Below are 17876 nucleotides of genomic sequence, written 5' to 3' on the forward strand. Positions count from 1 at the left end.
TAGGAGAAAAAATGTATAAATTATATACTCGTTTTATAACTCTTTTTTTTGTTCTAGGCTTATCTGTATCTCTTTTTGCATCAGCTCCTGGCGATTTTAATCTAGGAGTAGATGGAGCTACATCTATAAATATGCATCAAGCCGAAGAATTTATCGGGCAAAAAGATGTTTATTTTGTAGATACAAACCCACAATCTGTGTATGAAAATGCTCATATAAAAGATGCTATATTTTTAGATTATGTAAATGCTAAGAATATATTAACTTCTTTGCCTGAAGATAAAAATGCAAAATTAGTATTTTATTGTATGAATAGATATTCTCACGCTAGCTCAATGGCTGCAAAAGAAGCCCTTGATGCTGGATATAAGAATGTTTATATAATGATTGATGGTATTGAGGGTTGGATACTTTCTGGTAGAAAAATAGAAAAAACAGATTTTTCTGGAAAAAAGAAAGAAAAACTAACGGATAAAAAAGTTGAAAGTTATAAAGATGGTGTTCACGGGGATTTAAGATTTGGAACTATTCCATCTTGTAGAGATTGCCATAGTTCAAAGGCAATAATGCTTGCTAGCAAAGAAAAAAAAGAAGAACTTTTTAAAGATAAAGACTTTGTAAATAATAACTGTATTTCTTGTCACAAAGATATAGGTAAAACTTTTGAGGGCAGTGTTCACAGCAAAAAGATAGTTAGAGAAAAAGGCTTTAACAAAGAGTTGCCAAACTGTTCTGATTGTCACTCTGTGCATACAACAGATGCAAAAGGTCATAAAACTACTTATAAACAACTTAGTGATTTTAAATGCGGTTCTTGCCATGAAAAAGAGCAAATGCACTATCATGAAACATTCCATGGTAAAGCAATGCTTTTAAATTCACCTACAAAAGCACCTACAGTTGCTGCTTGTTTTGATTGTCATGGAACTCATAATATATTTAAAGTTGATGATCCTAAATCTACATTGTTTAAAGGTCAAAATCGTATAGATACTTGTAAAGAGTGTCATGCCGGTTCAAATATCAATTTTTCAGAGTTTATAGCACATGCCGATCATAAAGATAAAGATAATTATCCGATTCTTTATTATTCATATGTGTTTATGACAGGGCTAGTTATAGCTGTATTTGGCTTCTTTGGTTTACATACTTTGTTATGGTCAGTTCGTTTGATAATGGCTAGAATAAATAATCCAGAAAAATGGAAAGCAGCTAAAGAAAAATCACACAATGATAAGGTTAAAATTTCTAGATTTAGCACAATGCATAGAATTCAACACTTCTTTGTCGCGGCTAGTTTCTTAGGACTTGCGTTTTCTGGATTGCCACAAAAATTCTATACAGCTTCTTGGGCTAAGGATATGATAGATTTAATGGGCGGACCTATAATGGCAACTAAGATACACCATATATCTGCTATTATTATGATAGCTTGTTTCTTGCTAAATATTGTGGAAATTTGTGTAAATTCTTGGAAAAAACGAGATAAAGTTAGAGATCCTAAAACCGGTAAAATTAGCTTTAGATTGTGTATGAGAGCACTGTTTGGACCAGATTCTTTAATGCCAAATATGCAAGATTTTAGAGATATGAGAGATCATTTTAAATGGTTTATGGGTAAAGGTCCTAGGCCTCAGTTTGATAGATGGACATACTGGGAAAAATTCGATTATCTTGCAGTGTTCTGGGGTATGTTTATTATTGGATTTTCTGGGCTTGTGCTTTGGTTCCCAACAGCATTTACATCATTCTTGCCTGGCTGGACGTTAAATTTATCAACACTAGTTCACTCAGATGAGGCATTGCTTGCGACAGGATTTATATTTGCTGTGCATTTCTTTAATACTCACTTTAGAGCAGATAGATTCCCGATGGATATGGTTATATTCTCTGGACATATTACTGAAGAAGAGTTAAAACAAGAAAGAAGTGTATGGTATGATAGACTTGTTAAATCAGGTAGATTAGAAGAACTTAAGATTATGAATAGTAACTTTAGTAGTTATAGTGCAATTGCTAAATTGGTTGGTTTTGCTATGCTTATAACAGGTCTTGCGTTCTTATTCCTTATCATTTACGCATACTTTGAAATGATATTTGGATAAGTTTTTTTGTAATCCCGCTTTTGCGGGGTTACTTTATTTTTAAAAGAATTAATTTTTATCGTAAAACACTGCGATTTTATACTTTATTATCTAATTTTTTTGATATTTGTATTTGAAATTCTATATATTTTTGATGGCAAGTCTTCAAAAAATTTATCATCTACTACAATATCACACACGCTTTTTGCATAATTTAAATCAAATTTTTCTCCGTGTAAATTTGCTGAAGTTGAATACATCCAGCCATGTTCATCTAAAAATTTGCTATGCGGACAATTTTTAACCACTCTAATGGCTTTTTTATTTGGATATAAAAATGTGGTTTTTTGGGACTTTCTTACTAAATTTTTAAATTTATCGGGTATTCTAGTGAGTTTATTAAGTTCTTTAAGCTTAGAAACTGTGATTAAACAAGGTTGATTTTCGTTTCTATTTTTTATTTTATTAAGTTCTTTTAAATCTTTACTTAAAAAACCTGCAGTTGTATCTGTTTGTGCTAAATATATCATAAGATTTATTTTACCATAAATTTCTAAAACTTCTTGACATTTGGTTAATTTTTATGTATAATTACATTTCATTTTTAATCATTCCGGATTAGCTCAGCGGTAGAGTAGTCGGCTGTTAACCGATTGGTCGCTGGTTCGAATCCAGCATCCGGAGCCACTTCAAACCCTAACATCAACCCCAATCTTTTTTCTAATTTCTCCATAAGCTCTAGAAGAGTTTTACATCTTATTTATTTTGTCTTTGTAAAAGCTTACTAGCATAAAATAAATAGTCTTGGATCATTTTGCATATCATAAGTTTCTTTATTAAAAGTTTTTCCTTCTATTGGTTTATACTTATCTAGTATCTCTTTTTCTCGCTCTTTTGCTAGTTTTTCATTATATTCTCTTATTTCTTTATTTTCTTTCTCAACTTGTGCTCTTTTTGCAGCAGTTGTTTTTTCCATATCTTCTCTAAAAAGTTTTTTAAACTCAGTTATATCTTCATCATAATAATTAAAATATAGTGCAGCTCCATATACACTAATTGAGGAATCTTTTGGCAATGAATCAAAAAAAATCCTCCAGCTCTTGCTCTTGTTGCATTGTTCCCCAGCCTAGCCTTCTATCCCAAATAGATAATTTTCCACCTTGTGCAACTTTATCTTTTAAATTATGTAACTAAGTTACTAAATTATTATCAACTAAAAGATCTGCATCTCCTATAGTTTCTATATCAAATATTGATATATTAAATATATATTCTTGCTCTTCTTTTGTATATTTTTTATTTAGCAATTCTTCAAGTTGGACTATAGATTTTTCTTTCCAATCAACTTCATTTCTATCAAATTTAACAAATTCTCCAAGGATATCATAATCTGATTTATTATAAAAGTAGTTTCTAAATCTAGCATTTTGTTTAGCCATCTCTTCTTTTGATTGTGTTTTTTGTTTTTCTTTGATTTTTGTAATTATATCTTTTGTATTTTCTTCTAATTTGTTTTCATTAGTTTGATTTATGGTTTGCTCTTGTGTAGTTTGTTCTTTGATATTAGAGTTATCTCGCGTTAATTGTTCTTTTACAGAGTTTTCTTTTAAATTTGTTGTTGTATTTGTATTGTAATAACTTAAATTTGATTCAAATCCATTTATACTACCTATCATTTTAAATACTTTTTAATAGCACTCTTTGATAAATCCATAATCGTCAAATTTAAAATAAAATTTAGTTATAAATTTCTAGTAATGTAAAGTATCTTATATGATTATCCTTACAAAAACATTCATAAAATATCTTTTAAATTTGAATTATCTTTTTATGTTTTTGTTACAATCTTTTTTATGCTTGTAAAGCAGCTAATAAGTTAAATTTCTTAGGTGTTATTTAAAACTTTTAGATTTTAACTAATCTTTTAAAGCTATATTTAAAAACTCTTTTTTGTATTGTTTAAACACTTTCATACTCTAACATCAACTTTTCTATAAAACATATCCTTTGGGTGAATTGTTTTGTTTGTAGTATTATTTAAATTTAAAGATAAGTTATTTAAATTTGAGCTGTTGTTATCTAAATTTAGCCCATTGTTGTTTATGCTATTATTTATATTGTTATTTGAATTTAACTTATTGTGATTGTTTAAATTTGAATTTAAATTGTTATTGTTATTTAAATTATTTTTGAAATTTAGATTATTGTTTAAATTTAAACTATTTGAGTTGTTATCATTTAAATTTAAATTACTATTATTGTTATTTGAGTTTTTATTTAAACTGTTGCTGTTATTATTTAAACCACTACTATCATTTAAAAATCTATCTATATAAGTTATATTATAAAGCTCTTTTGTGGTTATAAATGTATTATCCTGTAAGTAGAGTATAAATTTATTATTTGATAGTTTTTTAATGCTTTTTACTCCTAAGTCTTTTAGAGTTTGGTATCTGTTATTTTCTGTTTTTATACCTATGCTATCTGATTTAGTGCTTACTAATAAATTTAACTCATCTTCATTCATATTTTTAGCTTTTAAATTTACACTTACTTGTTTATCTTTATCACCTAAAAGTTTGCCTGTATCACTATATAGTTCATTTACAACTATTTGTCTGCCGCTATTAAATTTAAGTGTTATAGAACCATTTTTATTTAGTTTCATAGCAACAACACTATCTGTGTCTTTTAGAGCATTAGCTGTTTTAGCTTTGTTTATATCAAAAGCTTGTTTTACTTTATTTAAATTTTCTAAACTAAAATCTAGCCCAGTTGCTTCTTTGAATTCATTTTCCATAGCTATAAGATAAGGAGATTTTATATCTTTTAATTTATCTATATAAATATCAGCATCTTTTACATCATAATCTTTTAGATTTTTACTTAGCCACTCTATATTTTTATTATGAGAGTTTAGCTCTTTATAGTAATCATCATAAAACTTCATAAAGTTTTGTTTTTGATAGTTTGTATATGAGAAGTCTTTATCTAGTTTTTTATCACTAAATATAGGATTAAACTCACTAAGGCTTAATTCGCCATTTAAATCTTTTTTCATATAAGCAAAGTTATGAAAAGCTGAGTTTTTATTAAAAATAGCATTATGATTATTTGTTAAATCAACCCAACCATCTTCATTAGCATACATCTCAAAGAATTTGTTTAGCTCTTTTTCTTCAATCATCTCATATCTATATTCTGCTTTAAATTTGGTATATGGGTTTGAAGCATTATATGATAGTCTATAATCAAGCTTTGATTTGTCTATTTTTTGATGTGGATATTTTGAGTTATGCTCATCTATATATTTATCATTATAATTGATTATATCATTATTTATAAAATCTCTTAAATTTATACTTGGCATAACATCACTAAGCTTAGCTATCTTTTCATTGCCATTTATATCATATCCTCTTACTTTTAGTTTATTAAATAATTTATCATTTGCATCAACAATTCCATCACCATTTGAATCAAAGTTAAAAAGCAGAGAATTTGATGAGAATGTTCCAAATCCCAGTTTATCATTATCATCAAACTCATCATAAAATATAGTTACTTCACCATAAGGTGTTTTTAAAAGATTAGAGTTTGCATATGAGTTTAGGTTTAGGGGTTTGGTGTCTAACATTGCTTTAGATAAATTTTTATACTCATCATATGTTACATTACTATCTATCAGTCCAAAGTATTTATCTCTTTCGTATGTTTTTATATAGCCTTCTTCATCGCCTATTTGGGTAGTTTGTAGATTATCATTTATATTTTTATTAAGCTCTTCTATAGAAAAATCCATACTCATACCAAAAGTTGCATTGTATAGTGCTTCGTGATTAGGAAGGGAAAAATACCCTGCAGTTTGCCTAGCAAAACTACTATTATATATTATTCCGCCGTCATATCCATTGTTAGAAATAGTAGAGTGTTTAAAAAGCATAGAATAATTTATATCAAATTCATTTTTTATACCACCATATTGTCCTGGTAAAAAGCTTACATTATCACGAAAGTTTATCTCTTCTTTATTTACTATATAATTTATTTTTACATTTGACATAGTTGCATTTATATCGCTATAAATCATTCCATAAGTAGCATTTATTAGCCCAGTTTGTCTTCTTTCATACTCTTGGACCGATAAACTAACATCATTTACTTTTATTATCCTATTTGCTTCTTCTAACTCTTGCTTAGATATTTTTGGAAGTGGCTGAGAGAATGTTGTATCTACCTTTATATCACTACTACTAAGTGAGCTTATATTCATTATAAATCCTTTTATGATGATTAGAAGTATTATCGGCGAAAGTTGGGATTTATTTATAAATATATTTGTCGCTAAATTTATGTTTATTCTGTTAGTAAATTTATTATGCTTTGCGGCAAAATTTCATGCTCTAGTGAGTGGGTTTTTTCTTCCCACTTTTCTAAACTCATATTTTTTTCTCGTTTGAAAGTTTCTTGTGCTATGATTTTTCCGCCATCAAGTTCTTCGCTAACCATATGAACACTAACTCCACCAACCATCATTTCGCTTTGAAAACTTTCCTTAATGGCGTGAGCTCCTTTAAAAAGTGGCAAAATGCTTGGATGAAGATTTATGGCTTTTATTTGCGATGTGAAAACTGGCGTTAAAATACGCATAAAACCAGCTAAAACCACCAAATCTATATCATATTTTTGTATCTCATCAACCAAAGCTTTATCAAAATCTTCTCTTGTTTTGAAATTTTTGTTTTCTATGATAATTGTATCTAATTCAAATTTTTTCGCTCTTATAATGCCGTAAGCATCGGGTTTATTTGATATGCAAAGAGTGCATTTTATGGTTGTATTGCCAAAAGTTTTGTTATGAACTTTATTTAAAATAGCTTCTAAATTTGAACCATTTCCGCTAAATAATATCGCTATATTTTTTACAGACATTTTAAACCTTTTATTAAATCAAATGAGTTAAGTGAATATGAGTGTTTTTTGAATTTTTTTGCAGCATATGCATGCATCAAAACCCCGCTTATGCTTGCATCCAAAAGAGTGTAATTTTGTGCTAAAAGACCGCCTATAATACCAGCTAAAACATCTCCACTTCCGCCCTTTGCCAAAGCGTTTGTGCCTTTTGTCATAACAAAAAGTTTACCATTACTAGCGATGATTGTATTTGCACCTTTTAGCACGAGAACACCTCTAAAATTTTCACTCCAAATTTTAGCATATTTAAATCTATTTTCTTGCAACTCTTGCGTGTCAATTTGAGCTAAATTTGCAAGTTTTAGAAGAGATGAAAATTCTTTTGGGTGCGGGGTTATGATAAAATTTGGATTTTTTTCTATAAGTGTAATGGTCTTTTGCATATAGCACATATCTGCATCTATTACTAGAGTTTTATCTTGTAACTCATCGAAATTTACTTCTTTTTTACCAAGACCGCAGCCAATTACTACAACTTTTGCATTTTTTAGTGAATCTTTTTGCATTATGATAGGATTTATACACATATTTTCTCCAACTATGCTTACAAGCCCACTTCCGACAGCATTTGCACTAAGGGCTGCTATCTCGCTTGCTCCGTTCATATCGCCACAAACTACATAAGTATGTCCGAAACTTCCCTTATTTGTATTTTTATGTTTTCTAATTGGCAAAATCATATCACTTTTTTCGAGCAAATTTACATTACTCTCTTTTTCAAATTTATCTCTAGAAATTCCTAAATTTGCAACTATGATTTTTCCAACAAAATCTTTTACAATATCTGAAAAAAGAGCGATTTTTAATGCTCCCATACAAACAGTAATATCGGCTTTAAATGAAATTTGTTTGATTTGTCCGTATAAATTTATACCACTTGGGATATCAACTGCGATTTTTAGAGCTTTTATTTGATTTATTTTTTCTATAATGCATTGTGTTTCATTGTCTATTTCTCCACTAAAACCACTTCCATAAATTCCATCTAACACGCATTTATAATTATTGTCTAAATTTAAAACTTCTCTAACGCCAACTTTTTTAGCTATATTTAGCTGAATTTGTGGCATTTTGTGTAAATTTTTTGATACAAAATAAACATAACATTCATAATCACCACTTAGCTTTCTTAAAGCACAAATTGCGTCCGCTCCGTTATTTCCGCTGCCACAAACTGCTAGGATTTTAGAGTGTTTTTTTACTTTTTTTCTTATTATTGTTTCTATTTTTGAAGCCGCATTTTCCATCAATACTAGCTCATTTATGCCTAAGTTTTCGCTCGTGTTTTTATCTAAATCATTTGTTTGTAAAAATATCTTTTTCATATTTCATTTACCATTTTATAGCTCATTGATTCTAAAATATCATCTTTTTTGATGATTTCTTGTTCCTTTAAATCAGCAATCGTTCTTGAAGTTTTTAAAATTTTATTTATACCACGATGTGAAAGTTGATATCTTGAAATAGCCATATCTAGCATATTTTTAGCATCATTTTCTAGTATGCAAAACCTTTTTATATCCTCATCGCTCATTTTGCCATTTAGTTCTTTTTGTCCTCGCATTTTCTGTTTTTTAAAAGCCAAAATAACTTTTTCATACATCTCTTTGCTGCTTATATCGCTTTTATCGTTTTTGCTAATTTCATCCATCAAAACATATATGTCTATTCTGTCTAAAAGTGGTCCAGATATGCGTGATTTGTAGCGTTTTATATCAAGTGGCAAACAAGAGCAAATTTTATCTTTGCTTAGATAATTTCCACAAGGACACGGGTTTTGTGCTGCTACAAATACAAATTTAGTATCGTATTTTACTTTTGAATTTACCCTTGAAACCAAAATTTGATTATCTTCAAGCGGTTCTCTTAAAGACTCTAAAACCTGCTTAGAAAAGTGTGGAAATTCGTCAAAAAACAGCTCACCTCCATTTGCCAAGGCTACTTCACCGATTTTAGCTCTATTTGAGCCTCCACCGAAGATTGAACTTCTTGTCGAGCTGTGATGAGGATTTCTAAAAGATCTAAGTGTGCTAAACTCGACATCTTCGTTATTTAAAGAGCTATATGCACAGCTAAGCAAAATTTCATCTAAACTTTGTGGTGGCAAAATATATCTTAGTCTTTTTGCACACATACTTTTACCACATCCTGGACTTCCTTCAAATAACACATTATGCATTCCACTTGCTGCTATAAGACAAGCTGTTTTTGCTCTACCTTGTCCTTTTATGTCGCTAAAATCCATAGAAAAATCAAAATTTGGTATAAATTTTTCTCCATTTATCTCTATGAAATTCTCAAAAATTTTGTGAGTTTTAGTGTATTTAAATTCTTGTTCATTTTGTTTGTCTTCAAAAAATTTAATAGCATCTTGGATGGAGTTTATGGCATAAATTTCCAAATTTGGTATCATTGCAGCTTTGTTTGCTATATCTTTTGGAAGAAGAATTTTTGCTTTTTTAACTTTTGTGCTTAAAAAAAGTAAAATAGAAAAAAGATTTGCCGTGCTTTTTACACTTCCATCTAAACCAAGTTCGCCAAAGACAAAAATAGGTTCTATATTTTCAAGATGTTGTAAAAGTATCAAAAGTGCGATACTTAAATCAAAATGACTACCGGTTTTTTTAAAATCAGATGGAGATAAATTTATGGTAATTTTTTTAGCAGGAAAGTTAAATCCTATGAAATTTAGTGCAGATTTTACCCTTAAAATACTTTCTTTTATAGTGGTATCTGCAAGTCCAACTATATCAAAGCCAGGCAATCCTCTTGCAAACGAAGACTCTACTTCGACTAATTTTAGTTCACCGCAAAAAGTTGCACATTTTAGAGTTTTCATTTGACTTTTTGTTTTTCTTTAAACTCTTTTTCAAATTTTTTTCTTTTTCTATAGCCTATTTTTTCTATAAAAAGATGTCCATCTAAGTGGTCGCATTCGTGTTGTATACAAATAGCCAGCAACCCGCTTGCATCTAGTGTTTGTTTTTGTCCTTGTCTATCAAAAAACTCAACGCTTATGTTTTCTGCTCTTTGCACATCTTCATAAAATCCAGGAACAGAAAGGCAACCTTCTTGAAAAGTAGTTAAATTTTCTTTGCGAGTGATAATAGGATTTATAATCTCAATGAGATCATTTTTGTCTTGCAATCCATCATCATTTGTTAAATTTATAACTATTGCTCTTATTGGTTTTCCAACTTGAATAGCTGCTAATCCTATACCTTTTTTATTTATCATTGTCTCATACATATCGTCTAAAAATTTACCGAGTTCTTCGTCAAATTTTGTAACTTCTGCTGATTTTTCGTATAAAATTTTATTTGGATATGTTAAAACTTTCAATATCATAAACTACTCTTGTTCTAAAATATCTGGATCATTTTGGCTAGAATTATCGTTGTCTGGCTGTATTACAAAATACAGACTATTTTCTTTAATGCATTCTTTAATACCATTTAATAAAATATCTATATTTTCTTTTGCAGTTTTACTAACATCAAGTGATAAAACTGAAATTTCTGTTAGGATATTGATTTCCATATTGTTTATAAAAGTAATTGTTGAAGAAAGTAGTTTTGATATCCTATCACAAGCTTGAATGGCGCTTTTTAGTTCTGTATGTTTAAGCAAAATAGCAAAAGTTTCTTTTTCATAATATGCTATAACATCACTTCTTCTTGATGATTGGACGAGTATTTTGCCGGCATTTCTTACTATGGACTCTTTTTCTTTTAAGCTTGGAATTTTGTCTAAAATTTTATCACTTATTTTTACCATCACCATTGATGAAGTAAATTTGTATTTTCTTATGTTTCCAATTTCTGTTTCTAATATCTTTGTAAAGTAGTTTTTATTGAAAACTTCAAATTTAGAATCATAAACAGACTGACCCTCTAAGCTTCTATGTTTTTTGATAACCTCTTCATAGCCATCTTTTAATATATTCATATGTTTTTCTAGCAAAATATCTAGCTTGCCAATGCTATCATCTAAAGTTAAAAGAAGATTTTTAACGGCCAGTGGATTTGTATTTGTTTCTATCTCTGAGAGTTTTTTAGATATTATATTTTTTAGTATAGAGAAGTTTTTGTATATAACTGCAACTGCTTGAAGCATGCTTTTTATCTTTACAAAAACTTGCTTAATGTCATTTTCCATTATGATTCTAGCATTGTTGCTATCCATGGTATCAAAATCTAAAAACTCTGACATCTGTTTTTTAAAATTTTCTGGTTTTTCATCAAGCATTTGGTTAAAATAAATTTCAAAATTCTCTGGCGTTGGCGGGATATTTTCTTTTGTAAGCTTATCTAATACATTCTTGGAAAAAGAGTGTATATTATCTGATTCAACGCCAATATCGTCATCAACTTTTGATGTAGTGTTATCTAGTTTAACCATAATTTTTCTCTATTTAAAACTCTTTTCTAATACTTTATCTATAAGTCCATATTCGCACGCTTCTTTAGCACTCATAAAGAAATCTCTATCAGTATCTTTAGCTATTTTTGCTACTTTTTGACCTGTATTTTTAGCTAAAATTTCGTTTATAGCCTCTTTTAGTCTAAGAATTTCTTTAGCTTGTATTTCTATATCTGTTGCTTGTCCTCTTGCTCCACCAAGCGGCTGGTGAATCATTATGCGTGAGTTTGGCAAAGCATATCGTTTGCCTTTTTCTCCACAACTTAGCAAAAACGCACCCATTGAAGCTGCTTGTCCAATGCATATAGTGCTAACAGGGGATTTTATGTAATTCATAGTATCATATATGCTAAATCCGCTAGTAACAACACCGCCCGGGCTATTTATATAAAGATATATATCTTTATCTGGATCTTCGGCTTCTAAAAATAAAAGTTGAGCTACTATAGAGCTTGAAACTTCATCATTTATCTCGCCACTTAGCATTACTATCCTATCTTTAAGAAGTCTTGAATAAATATCATAACTTCTTTCTCCTCTGCTAGTTTTTTCTACTACATATGGAACATAATAACTCATTATTTTTCCTCTTTTTCTTTTGACTTTTTATTATCTTTTGAAAAAATTGAGTTAAATAATTTTTCTTCAATCATAGCCATTTTTATAATTGGCAATGCGCCTTGATTTTTATAAGTTTCTAAATGTTTTTTAGGATCTATGCCGTATCTATAAGCTTCAAAATATATAGCTTGTAAAAGCTCTTGATCATTTACACTGATATTTCTAGCTTTAGCAAGTTCGTCTATGATAAATGTTAAAGCTACACTTTTTTCGGCCTCAGCTCTTTGCTCTTCGCGTTTTTTTGTAAGAGCGTCTTTGTTTTCTCTAAATTCTTTCATCTCTTCTGGAGAAAATTTTTGCCACTCGTTTCTAAAACGCATATCTATTTCTTGCTCAACTAAATTTTTTGGCAAGTCAAATTTAAATTTTTCAATCAAAGCATCAACAAGTTTTGGTTTTAAATCTTCATTTATAAGCTTAGATAGTTTTTCATCTCTTATTTGATCTTTAAGGCGTTCTTCTAGTTTTTCTTCTGTTGGGTTTTCTTCGCCTGGCACTAGTTTTTTTAACATCTCTTCATCTAATGTTTGGGGTATTTTTTTAGATTGAATTTCATTTAATTTTACTTTAAATACAGCGTCTTTTCCTGCAAGATCCTTAGCGCCATATTCATTTGGAAATTTAACATTTAAATCTTTTTCTTCGCCAACTTTCATGCCAATCATTTGATCTTCAAAACCTGGTATGAATTGATTTGATCCTATTTCTAGTATGTAATCTTTTGCACTTCCGCCATCAAATTTAACACCATCTACAGAGCCTTCAAAGTCAAATTTAGCATAATCTCCACTTTCTAAAGTGGTTTTATCTGATTTTTCAATAGGGGCAAAAAGCTTAACTAACTCTTCTTTTTTGGTTTCTATCTCTTTTTTAGTAACTCTTGGAGTAGAATACTCCGGGATAATATCATCGATATTTTCAACTTTTACTTCTGGTCTAAAAGAAATTTCTATTTCGATATCAATGCCATCATCTTTTTTATCAAATTTAGTAATAAATGGTTCGCCCATCATATCTTGTTCTTTTTTGCCTGTATTTTCGATAGCCTTTGCTAATACTTCTCTTAAAATTTCTTGTTCAGCATCTTTTTGTAATTCATTTAAATATCTCTTCTTTACAACACTAACAGGAACTTTTCCAGGTCTAAAACCTGCTATTTTAATATTTTTTGAGGCTTTTTTTGCCATGTTTTCTACTTGATTATCAAGCATATTAGCATCAACTTTAGCACTAGCTATAGCGTTAGCTTTATTTGTTAATTTAGCCTTAACTTCCATTTATTTCCTTTGTTTTTCAAAAATTATCTTTTTAGTTTATCAAATTTTTGTATAAAATTAAATAAAAAATATATTTTATTCATAAAAAAGAGAAAATTTGATAATATTTAAAGAAATTTAAATATTTAAAAAGGTTTAAAATTTTGGACTTATCAAGAAAAGATGAATTTATGCAGGCATTTAGAACAATGCTTGAAATAATGGGAGAAGATGTAAATAGAGAAGGGCTTTTAAAAACACCAGAGAGAGTTTTTAAAGCTTATGAATTTATGACTAGTGGATATGACAAAGATCCAGCAGAAGTATTAAATGACGCTTTGTTTAATACTTCTAATAGCGAAATGGTGCTTATTAGAGATATTGAATTTTATTCACTATGTGAGCATCATATACTTCCAATTATAGGAAAAGCCCATGTTGCTTATATACCAAACAAAAAAGTTGTCGGGCTTAGCAAAATTCCGCGTATGGTAAATATCTTTGCAAGAAGGCTTCAAATTCAAGAGCAAATGACAGAGCAGATTGCAAATGCGATACAATCAGTTATAAAACCATTTGGTGTTGGCGTAGTGCTTCAAGCAAGACATATGTGTATCGAAATGCGTGGAGTTGAAAAAATAAACTCAACTACTACAACTTCGGCACTTCGCGGAAGTTTCATAACAAATCCTGATACCAGAAAAGAGTTTTTTTCACTGATAAACTCGCCTAGGGAGCCTAGATTTTGAGCTTAAATTCTCTTAAATCAAAACTCAAATCAAAACCACAACTATCAAATATATTTGGCATAGTAAGCAAAATTTCATCAACCGCCATAGAGATAACTGGACTTAGACCAAGCATAGGTGATATTGTAAAGATTATATCAAAAAACGGCTCAAAAGAGGGACTTGGTATGGTTACTGAGGTAAAAAAAGAGTGTGCTTATGTTTCGCCATTTGGTTTTGTAGAGGGTTTTAGGATAGGAGATATGGTTTATCTTAGTGAAAGCGGTATGAATATCCCTGTTGGAACTGAACTTTTAGGACGAGTTGTAGATCCTCTTATACAACCAAAAGATGGCAAAGGTGCCATAAATTGCACAGATTATACACCAATAATGCGTCCGCCAATTGATGCTATGAAAAGAGGGCTTATAGATGAGAAATTTAGTGTTGGCATAAAGACAATTGATGGTCTTTTAACCTGTGGCAAGGGTCAAAAACTTGGTATTTTTGCCGGAAGTGGTGTTGGTAAATCAACCCTTATGGGAATGATAGTTAGAAACTCATCAGCTCCTATAAAAGTCGTTGCGTTAATAGGCGAAAGAGGACGCGAAGTTCCTGAGTTTATAGAAAAAAATTTAGGTGGAAATTTAGACTCTACTGTCATTGTTGTTGCAACTAGTGATGATAGTCCTTTGATGAGAAAATACGGGGCATTTACTGCAATGAGCGTTGCTGAATATTTTAAAGATCAAGGACAAGATGTTCTTTTTATTATGGATAGTGTTACTCGTTTTGCTATGGCACAAAGAGAAATCGGTCTTGCACTTGGAGAACCGCCAACGAGTAAAGGTTATCCTCCATCTGTTTTGGCTTTACTCCCTCAACTTATGGAAAGAGCTGGAAAAGAAGAAGCAAAGGGATCAATAACCGCTTTTTTTACAGTGCTTGTTGAAGGCGATGATATGAGCGATCCAATAGCCGATCAAAGCAGATCTATACTAGATGGACATATAGTTTTAAACAGAGCTCTTACTGACTTTGGCATTTATCCCCCAATAGATATTCAAAACTCAGCTTCAAGAATTATGAATGATGTAGTAAGTAAAGAGCACCGCGAAAATGCTATCAAATTTAAAAGATATTACTCTTTATTAAAAGAAAATGAGGTTTTACTTAGAATTGGAGCGTATCAAAAAGGCAGTGATAAAGAGCTTGATACGGCAATTTCAAAAAAAGCTTATATGGATGATTTTTTAAGGCAAGGTGCAAACGAGGGGTTTAGCTTTGAAGAGATTGAGAAAAAACTAAGCGAGATAAATAACAAATAGTTTTTAAATTTTGTATAAACTTTCTAAGCCTATTAATTTAAGTCCATAAATTTAAATTTTTATCTATAAATTTGCAAAACACATAAATTTAAGTTAAATTTTTTGTATTTAGCATCAAGCAGAGTTTACTTACTAAGCAAAGCCCTTTGCTTAGTAAGTAAAAATTTATCGGCAATTTTTAAAACAAAAAGGAATTTAGAATCTTTGCTATAATAGTTTTGTTCTATACCTTTAAGCATATTTAAAAATCCACGCATATTTTCGTTTGAGCAAAAACTATTTGTAACTTTTTCTTTCATCAATGTCTCTAACTTCTCAATTTGTTCGTTAGTTAGCTCATCTTTTTTAAAATTTATTCTGTAGTTGTAAGTAAAAATATCATTAATACAAACAGATCCAGTAAAAATAGTATCACGATCTATTTGCATTGGAGCTTGCTTGTTTAGAGCATCTACGGTAGCTCTCATCTCATCTTTTAAACAGACATCTTTACAAAATCCAAAAGTACAAAATACTACTAAAAATATTAATTTTTTCATATTCTCTTCCCTCTTTTTTAATAAAAATTTAGTAATTTTAAGCAACTATCACAGTAATAATAGTTTTATTAAATAAGGATGAGTAAATTTAAATTTGCAAATTTATTAAATTTATCTACTCTCTTCCACTTAAAAGCGGAACAAAAAGGCACTCTTCTAGTTTTTCTTTTGATATATTTCCATCAAAATCTTTTTTAAATTTATATATGAATTGCCTACCATCTTCTTTCATTGGAGCAACTAAAAGTCCGCCATCTTTAAGTTGGGCAAATATTTTTGGACTTATTTCTTCACAAGCACAAGAAAAAATTATCCTCTCATAAGGAGAGTAAGTTTTCCATCCATCAATACCATCATCATATCTTATATTGATATTTAGCACATTTAATTCTTTAAAGCGTAATTTGGCACTATCTGCTAGTTTTTGAATTCTTTCTATACTAAAAACCCTATGTGCAAGTTTGCCTAAAATTGCAGCTTGATAACCACTACCACAGCCTATTTCCAATACATTATCTATATCTTCACACTCCAAAGCCATGGTCATTTTTGCGACAGTTAAAGGAGAGCTTATCCATTGATTTCCAGAGATTGGATGTGGATTTAGTTCATAAGCATGTGCTTTTATGGGTACAAAAATTTCCCTTGGTGTTTGGCAAAATGCTTTATAAACCTTTGGACTAAGTGTGGTTAAATCGGCTATTTCGTTAGCCATTTTAAGACATTTTGTATATTCTAAACTATTCATCAAACAAATCTTTACTAAAAGTCATCAAAACTAAGGCTTCCTTTGCTATAGTTTGTAACTTTGCTTTCAAAAAAGTTGCTTCTTTGGTCATTAAATTTAGAAAAGTCATCAACCCATTTTATAGGGTGAGATGCACCGTATTTTGCTTTTAGTCCTATGGCTGTTAATCTTTGATCTATAAGATAATGAATATAAGTTGTGATAATATCATCAGTAAAGCCCATAATTTGGTTTTGTGTAATGTATTTGCCCCATTTTATTTCAAGTTCGCCAGCTTTTTCAAACATATCGTAAATTTTTTCAATGATTTTTTCGCTAAAAAGATCCGGTCTTTCTTTTCTAACCGAATTTATCATATTTTGAAAAATCAATAAATGAGTTATTTCATCTCTTTGAATAAACCTAATCATCTGGGCAGATCCTAGCATTTTTCCAGCCCTTGCAAGCGCATAAATAGATGTAAAACCGCTATAAAAATAAATTCCTTCTAAAATTTGATTTGCAACCATTGCAAGAAGCAGTTTTTCATCGCTGACATCACCAGCAAGCTCTTCATAAACACTTGAGATATAGTCATTTTTCTCTCTTAAAACTTCATCATATTTTTCCATCTCATATATCATATCAGTATTATCACAAATGGCTTCAACCATAACTGCATAACTTTTAGAATGATTTGCTTCTTCATAAGCTTGTCTTGCTAAAATAGCATTTATTTCAGGTGCTGTTATGTATGGATTTATATTATCAGCTAAATTATTTGTTTGAAAACTATCCATTGATATAAGTTGGCTCCAAACTAAATCATACATTCTTTTTTCGGCTGGAGTTAAGTTAAAGTTATAGTCCCTAACATCATCTGTTGTATCAACTTCTCTTGGAAACCATGTGTTTGCTTCCATTAAATCCCATAATTTTAATGCCCATTGATATTTTGCTTTTGTAAAATTTAAAATGCCGTGAGGATTTCCACTAAAAATTTTTCTATCAGTTAAGCTTTCGTTTGAGCTAGGGTTATAAATTTTCTTTCTTTTCATAAAAAATTCCTTTATAAATTTTTATAAATTTTTATTATAACGAAAAATAGTTTAAATTATTAATATAAAATAGACTTTTATACTTTATATTAAGAAAATTTAAGATAAAATTAATACTAAATTTTGATTAATTTAGAAA

The 17876-nt window shown here is 29.7% G+C and carries 17 protein-coding genes and 1 tRNA gene; 4 read left to right on the top strand and 14 right to left on the bottom strand.

What is annotated here, in order from left to right:
• Positions 1-11 precede the first annotated feature (11 nt).
• Complete coding sequence (locus CSPT_RS01325) at positions 12-2105, top strand: rhodanese-like domain-containing protein (protein ID WP_089181951.1); 2094 nt, start codon at positions 12-14, stop codon at positions 2103-2105.
• Positions 2106-2191: 86 nt separating this feature from the next.
• Here the strand turns inward: CSPT_RS01325 and CSPT_RS01330 are convergent, their stop codons facing one another.
• Positions 2192-2614: a Sua5/YciO/YrdC/YwlC family protein gene (locus CSPT_RS01330; RefSeq protein ID WP_089181952.1), complete on the bottom strand. Its 423-nt coding sequence runs from the start codon at positions 2612-2614 to the stop codon at positions 2192-2194.
• Between the two features lie 82 nt (positions 2615-2696).
• Here CSPT_RS01330 and CSPT_RS01335 point away from each other — a divergent pair.
• Positions 2697-2771 (top strand) — tRNA-Asn (locus CSPT_RS01335).
• A 97-nt stretch (positions 2772-2868) separates the two neighbouring features.
• On the opposite strand, the gene CSPT_RS01340 is transcribed toward CSPT_RS01335, so the two are convergent.
• The 10 genes from CSPT_RS01340 to tig form a co-directional block, all read right to left on the bottom strand.
• Positions 2869-3159: a hypothetical protein gene (locus CSPT_RS01340; protein WP_089181953.1), complete on the bottom strand. Its 291-nt coding sequence runs from the start codon at positions 3157-3159 to the stop codon at positions 2869-2871.
• A gap of 115 nt (positions 3160-3274) precedes the next feature.
• The gene (locus tag CSPT_RS01345; RefSeq protein WP_089181954.1) at positions 3275-3760 is read right to left on the bottom strand and encodes a hypothetical protein; all 486 of its coding nucleotides are present in this window, start codon (positions 3758-3760) and stop codon (positions 3275-3277) included.
• A gap of 293 nt (positions 3761-4053) precedes the next feature.
• Positions 4054-6357, bottom strand: coding sequence for a hypothetical protein (locus CSPT_RS01350; RefSeq protein ID WP_089181955.1), 2304 nt, complete (start codon positions 6355-6357; stop codon positions 4054-4056).
• An 83-nt stretch (positions 6358-6440) separates the two neighbouring features.
• On the bottom strand, positions 6441-7016 hold the full coding sequence (gene purN / locus CSPT_RS01355; protein WP_089181956.1) for a phosphoribosylglycinamide formyltransferase: 576 nt from the start codon (positions 7014-7016) through the stop codon (positions 6441-6443).
• Positions 7007-8383, bottom strand: a complete 1377-nt coding sequence (locus CSPT_RS01360; protein WP_089181957.1) for an NAD(P)H-hydrate dehydratase — start codon at positions 8381-8383, stop codon at positions 7007-7009. The genes purN and CSPT_RS01360 overlap by 10 nt, the downstream gene beginning before the upstream one ends.
• Positions 8380-9897 (bottom strand): YifB family Mg chelatase-like AAA ATPase, encoded by a 1518-nt coding sequence (locus CSPT_RS01365; RefSeq protein WP_089181958.1) that lies wholly within the window; start codon positions 9895-9897, stop codon positions 8380-8382. Before CSPT_RS01365 ends, CSPT_RS01360 begins: the two co-directional genes overlap by 4 nt.
• Complete coding sequence (def, locus tag CSPT_RS01370; protein WP_089181959.1) at positions 9894-10406, bottom strand: peptide deformylase; 513 nt, start codon at positions 10404-10406, stop codon at positions 9894-9896. The genes CSPT_RS01365 and def overlap by 4 nt, the downstream gene beginning before the upstream one ends.
• Before the next feature lie 3 nt (positions 10407-10409).
• On the bottom strand, positions 10410-11459 hold the full coding sequence (locus CSPT_RS01375; RefSeq protein ID WP_089181960.1) for a diguanylate cyclase: 1050 nt from the start codon (positions 11457-11459) through the stop codon (positions 10410-10412).
• Between the two features lie 9 nt (positions 11460-11468).
• A complete protein-coding gene (gene clpP, locus CSPT_RS01380) occupies positions 11469-12059 on the bottom strand; it encodes an ATP-dependent Clp endopeptidase proteolytic subunit ClpP (protein WP_089181961.1) in 591 nt (196 codons plus the stop codon).
• Positions 12059-13378: a trigger factor gene (gene tig, locus CSPT_RS01385; RefSeq protein WP_089181962.1), complete on the bottom strand. Its 1320-nt coding sequence runs from the start codon at positions 13376-13378 to the stop codon at positions 12059-12061. Before tig ends, clpP begins: the two co-directional genes overlap by 1 nt.
• A gap of 170 nt (positions 13379-13548) precedes the next feature.
• Here tig and folE point away from each other — a divergent pair, with 170 nt between their 5' ends.
• On the top strand, positions 13549-14106 hold the full coding sequence (gene folE / locus CSPT_RS01390; RefSeq protein ID WP_211354937.1) for a GTP cyclohydrolase I FolE: 558 nt from the start codon (positions 13549-13551) through the stop codon (positions 14104-14106).
• Positions 14103-15413 (top strand): flagellar protein export ATPase FliI, encoded by a 1311-nt coding sequence (gene fliI / locus CSPT_RS01395; RefSeq protein WP_089181964.1) that lies wholly within the window; start codon positions 14103-14105, stop codon positions 15411-15413. The genes folE and fliI overlap by 4 nt, the downstream gene beginning before the upstream one ends.
• Positions 15414-15538: 125 nt before the next feature.
• On the opposite strand, the gene CSPT_RS01400 is transcribed toward fliI, so the two are convergent.
• The 3 genes from CSPT_RS01400 to CSPT_RS01410 all read right to left on the bottom strand — a co-directional run bounded on the left by CSPT_RS01400 (position 15539) and on the right by CSPT_RS01410 (position 17737).
• The gene (locus CSPT_RS01400) at positions 15539-15952 is read right to left on the bottom strand and encodes a hypothetical protein (RefSeq protein WP_089181965.1); all 414 of its coding nucleotides are present in this window, start codon (positions 15950-15952) and stop codon (positions 15539-15541) included.
• A 115-nt stretch (positions 15953-16067) separates the two neighbouring features.
• Positions 16068-16700, bottom strand: a complete 633-nt coding sequence (locus CSPT_RS01405; RefSeq protein WP_089181966.1) for a protein-L-isoaspartate(D-aspartate) O-methyltransferase — start codon at positions 16698-16700, stop codon at positions 16068-16070.
• A gap of 14 nt (positions 16701-16714) precedes the next feature.
• Positions 16715-17737: a ribonucleotide-diphosphate reductase subunit beta gene (locus CSPT_RS01410; protein WP_089181967.1), complete on the bottom strand. Its 1023-nt coding sequence runs from the start codon at positions 17735-17737 to the stop codon at positions 16715-16717.
• Between the last annotated feature and the right edge of the window lie 139 nt (positions 17738-17876).

The sequence above is a fragment of the Campylobacter sputorum subsp. sputorum genome, from assembly GCF_008245005.1.
Classification (GTDB): Bacteria; Campylobacterota; Campylobacteria; order Campylobacterales; family Campylobacteraceae; genus Campylobacter_F; species Campylobacter_F sputorum.

Bases quoted from the DNA above. Each gene is read 5' to 3' on its own strand.
- tig (WP_089181962.1), bottom strand. From the start codon at position 13,378: ATGGAAGTTAAGGCTAAATTAACAAATAAAGCTAACGCTATAGCTAGT.
- purN (WP_089181956.1), bottom strand. From the start codon at position 7,016: ATGTCTGTAAAAAATATAGCGATATTATTTAGCGGAAATGGTTCAAAT.
- CSPT_RS01400 (WP_089181965.1), bottom strand. From the start codon at position 15,952: ATGAAAAAATTAATATTTTTAGTAGTATTTTGTACTTTTGGATTTTGT.
- folE (WP_211354937.1), top strand. From the start codon at position 13,549: ATGCAGGCATTTAGAACAATGCTTGAAATAATGGGAGAAGATGTAAAT.
- CSPT_RS01360 (WP_089181957.1), bottom strand. From the start codon at position 8,383: ATGAAAAAGATATTTTTACAAACAAATGATTTAGATAAAAACACGAGC.
- CSPT_RS01325 (WP_089181951.1), top strand. From the start codon at position 12: ATGTATAAATTATATACTCGTTTTATAACTCTTTTTTTTGTTCTAGGC.
- CSPT_RS01405 (WP_089181966.1), bottom strand. From the start codon at position 16,700: ATGAATAGTTTAGAATATACAAAATGTCTTAAAATGGCTAACGAAATA.
- CSPT_RS01330 (WP_089181952.1), bottom strand. From the start codon at position 2,614: ATGATATATTTAGCACAAACAGATACAACTGCAGGTTTTTTAAGTAAA.
- def (WP_089181959.1), bottom strand. From the start codon at position 10,406: ATGATATTGAAAGTTTTAACATATCCAAATAAAATTTTATACGAAAAA.
- CSPT_RS01350 (WP_089181955.1), bottom strand. From the start codon at position 6,357: ATGAATATAAGCTCACTTAGTAGTAGTGATATAAAGGTAGATACAACA.
- clpP (WP_089181961.1), bottom strand. From the start codon at position 12,059: ATGAGTTATTATGTTCCATATGTAGTAGAAAAAACTAGCAGAGGAGAA.
- CSPT_RS01410 (WP_089181967.1), bottom strand. From the start codon at position 17,737: ATGAAAAGAAAGAAAATTTATAACCCTAGCTCAAACGAAAGCTTAACT.
- CSPT_RS01365 (WP_089181958.1), bottom strand. From the start codon at position 9,897: ATGAAAACTCTAAAATGTGCAACTTTTTGCGGTGAACTAAAATTAGTC.
- CSPT_RS01375 (WP_089181960.1), bottom strand. From the start codon at position 11,459: ATGGTTAAACTAGATAACACTACATCAAAAGTTGATGACGATATTGGC.
- CSPT_RS01345 (WP_089181954.1), bottom strand. From the start codon at position 3,760: ATGATAGGTAGTATAAATGGATTTGAATCAAATTTAAGTTATTACAAT.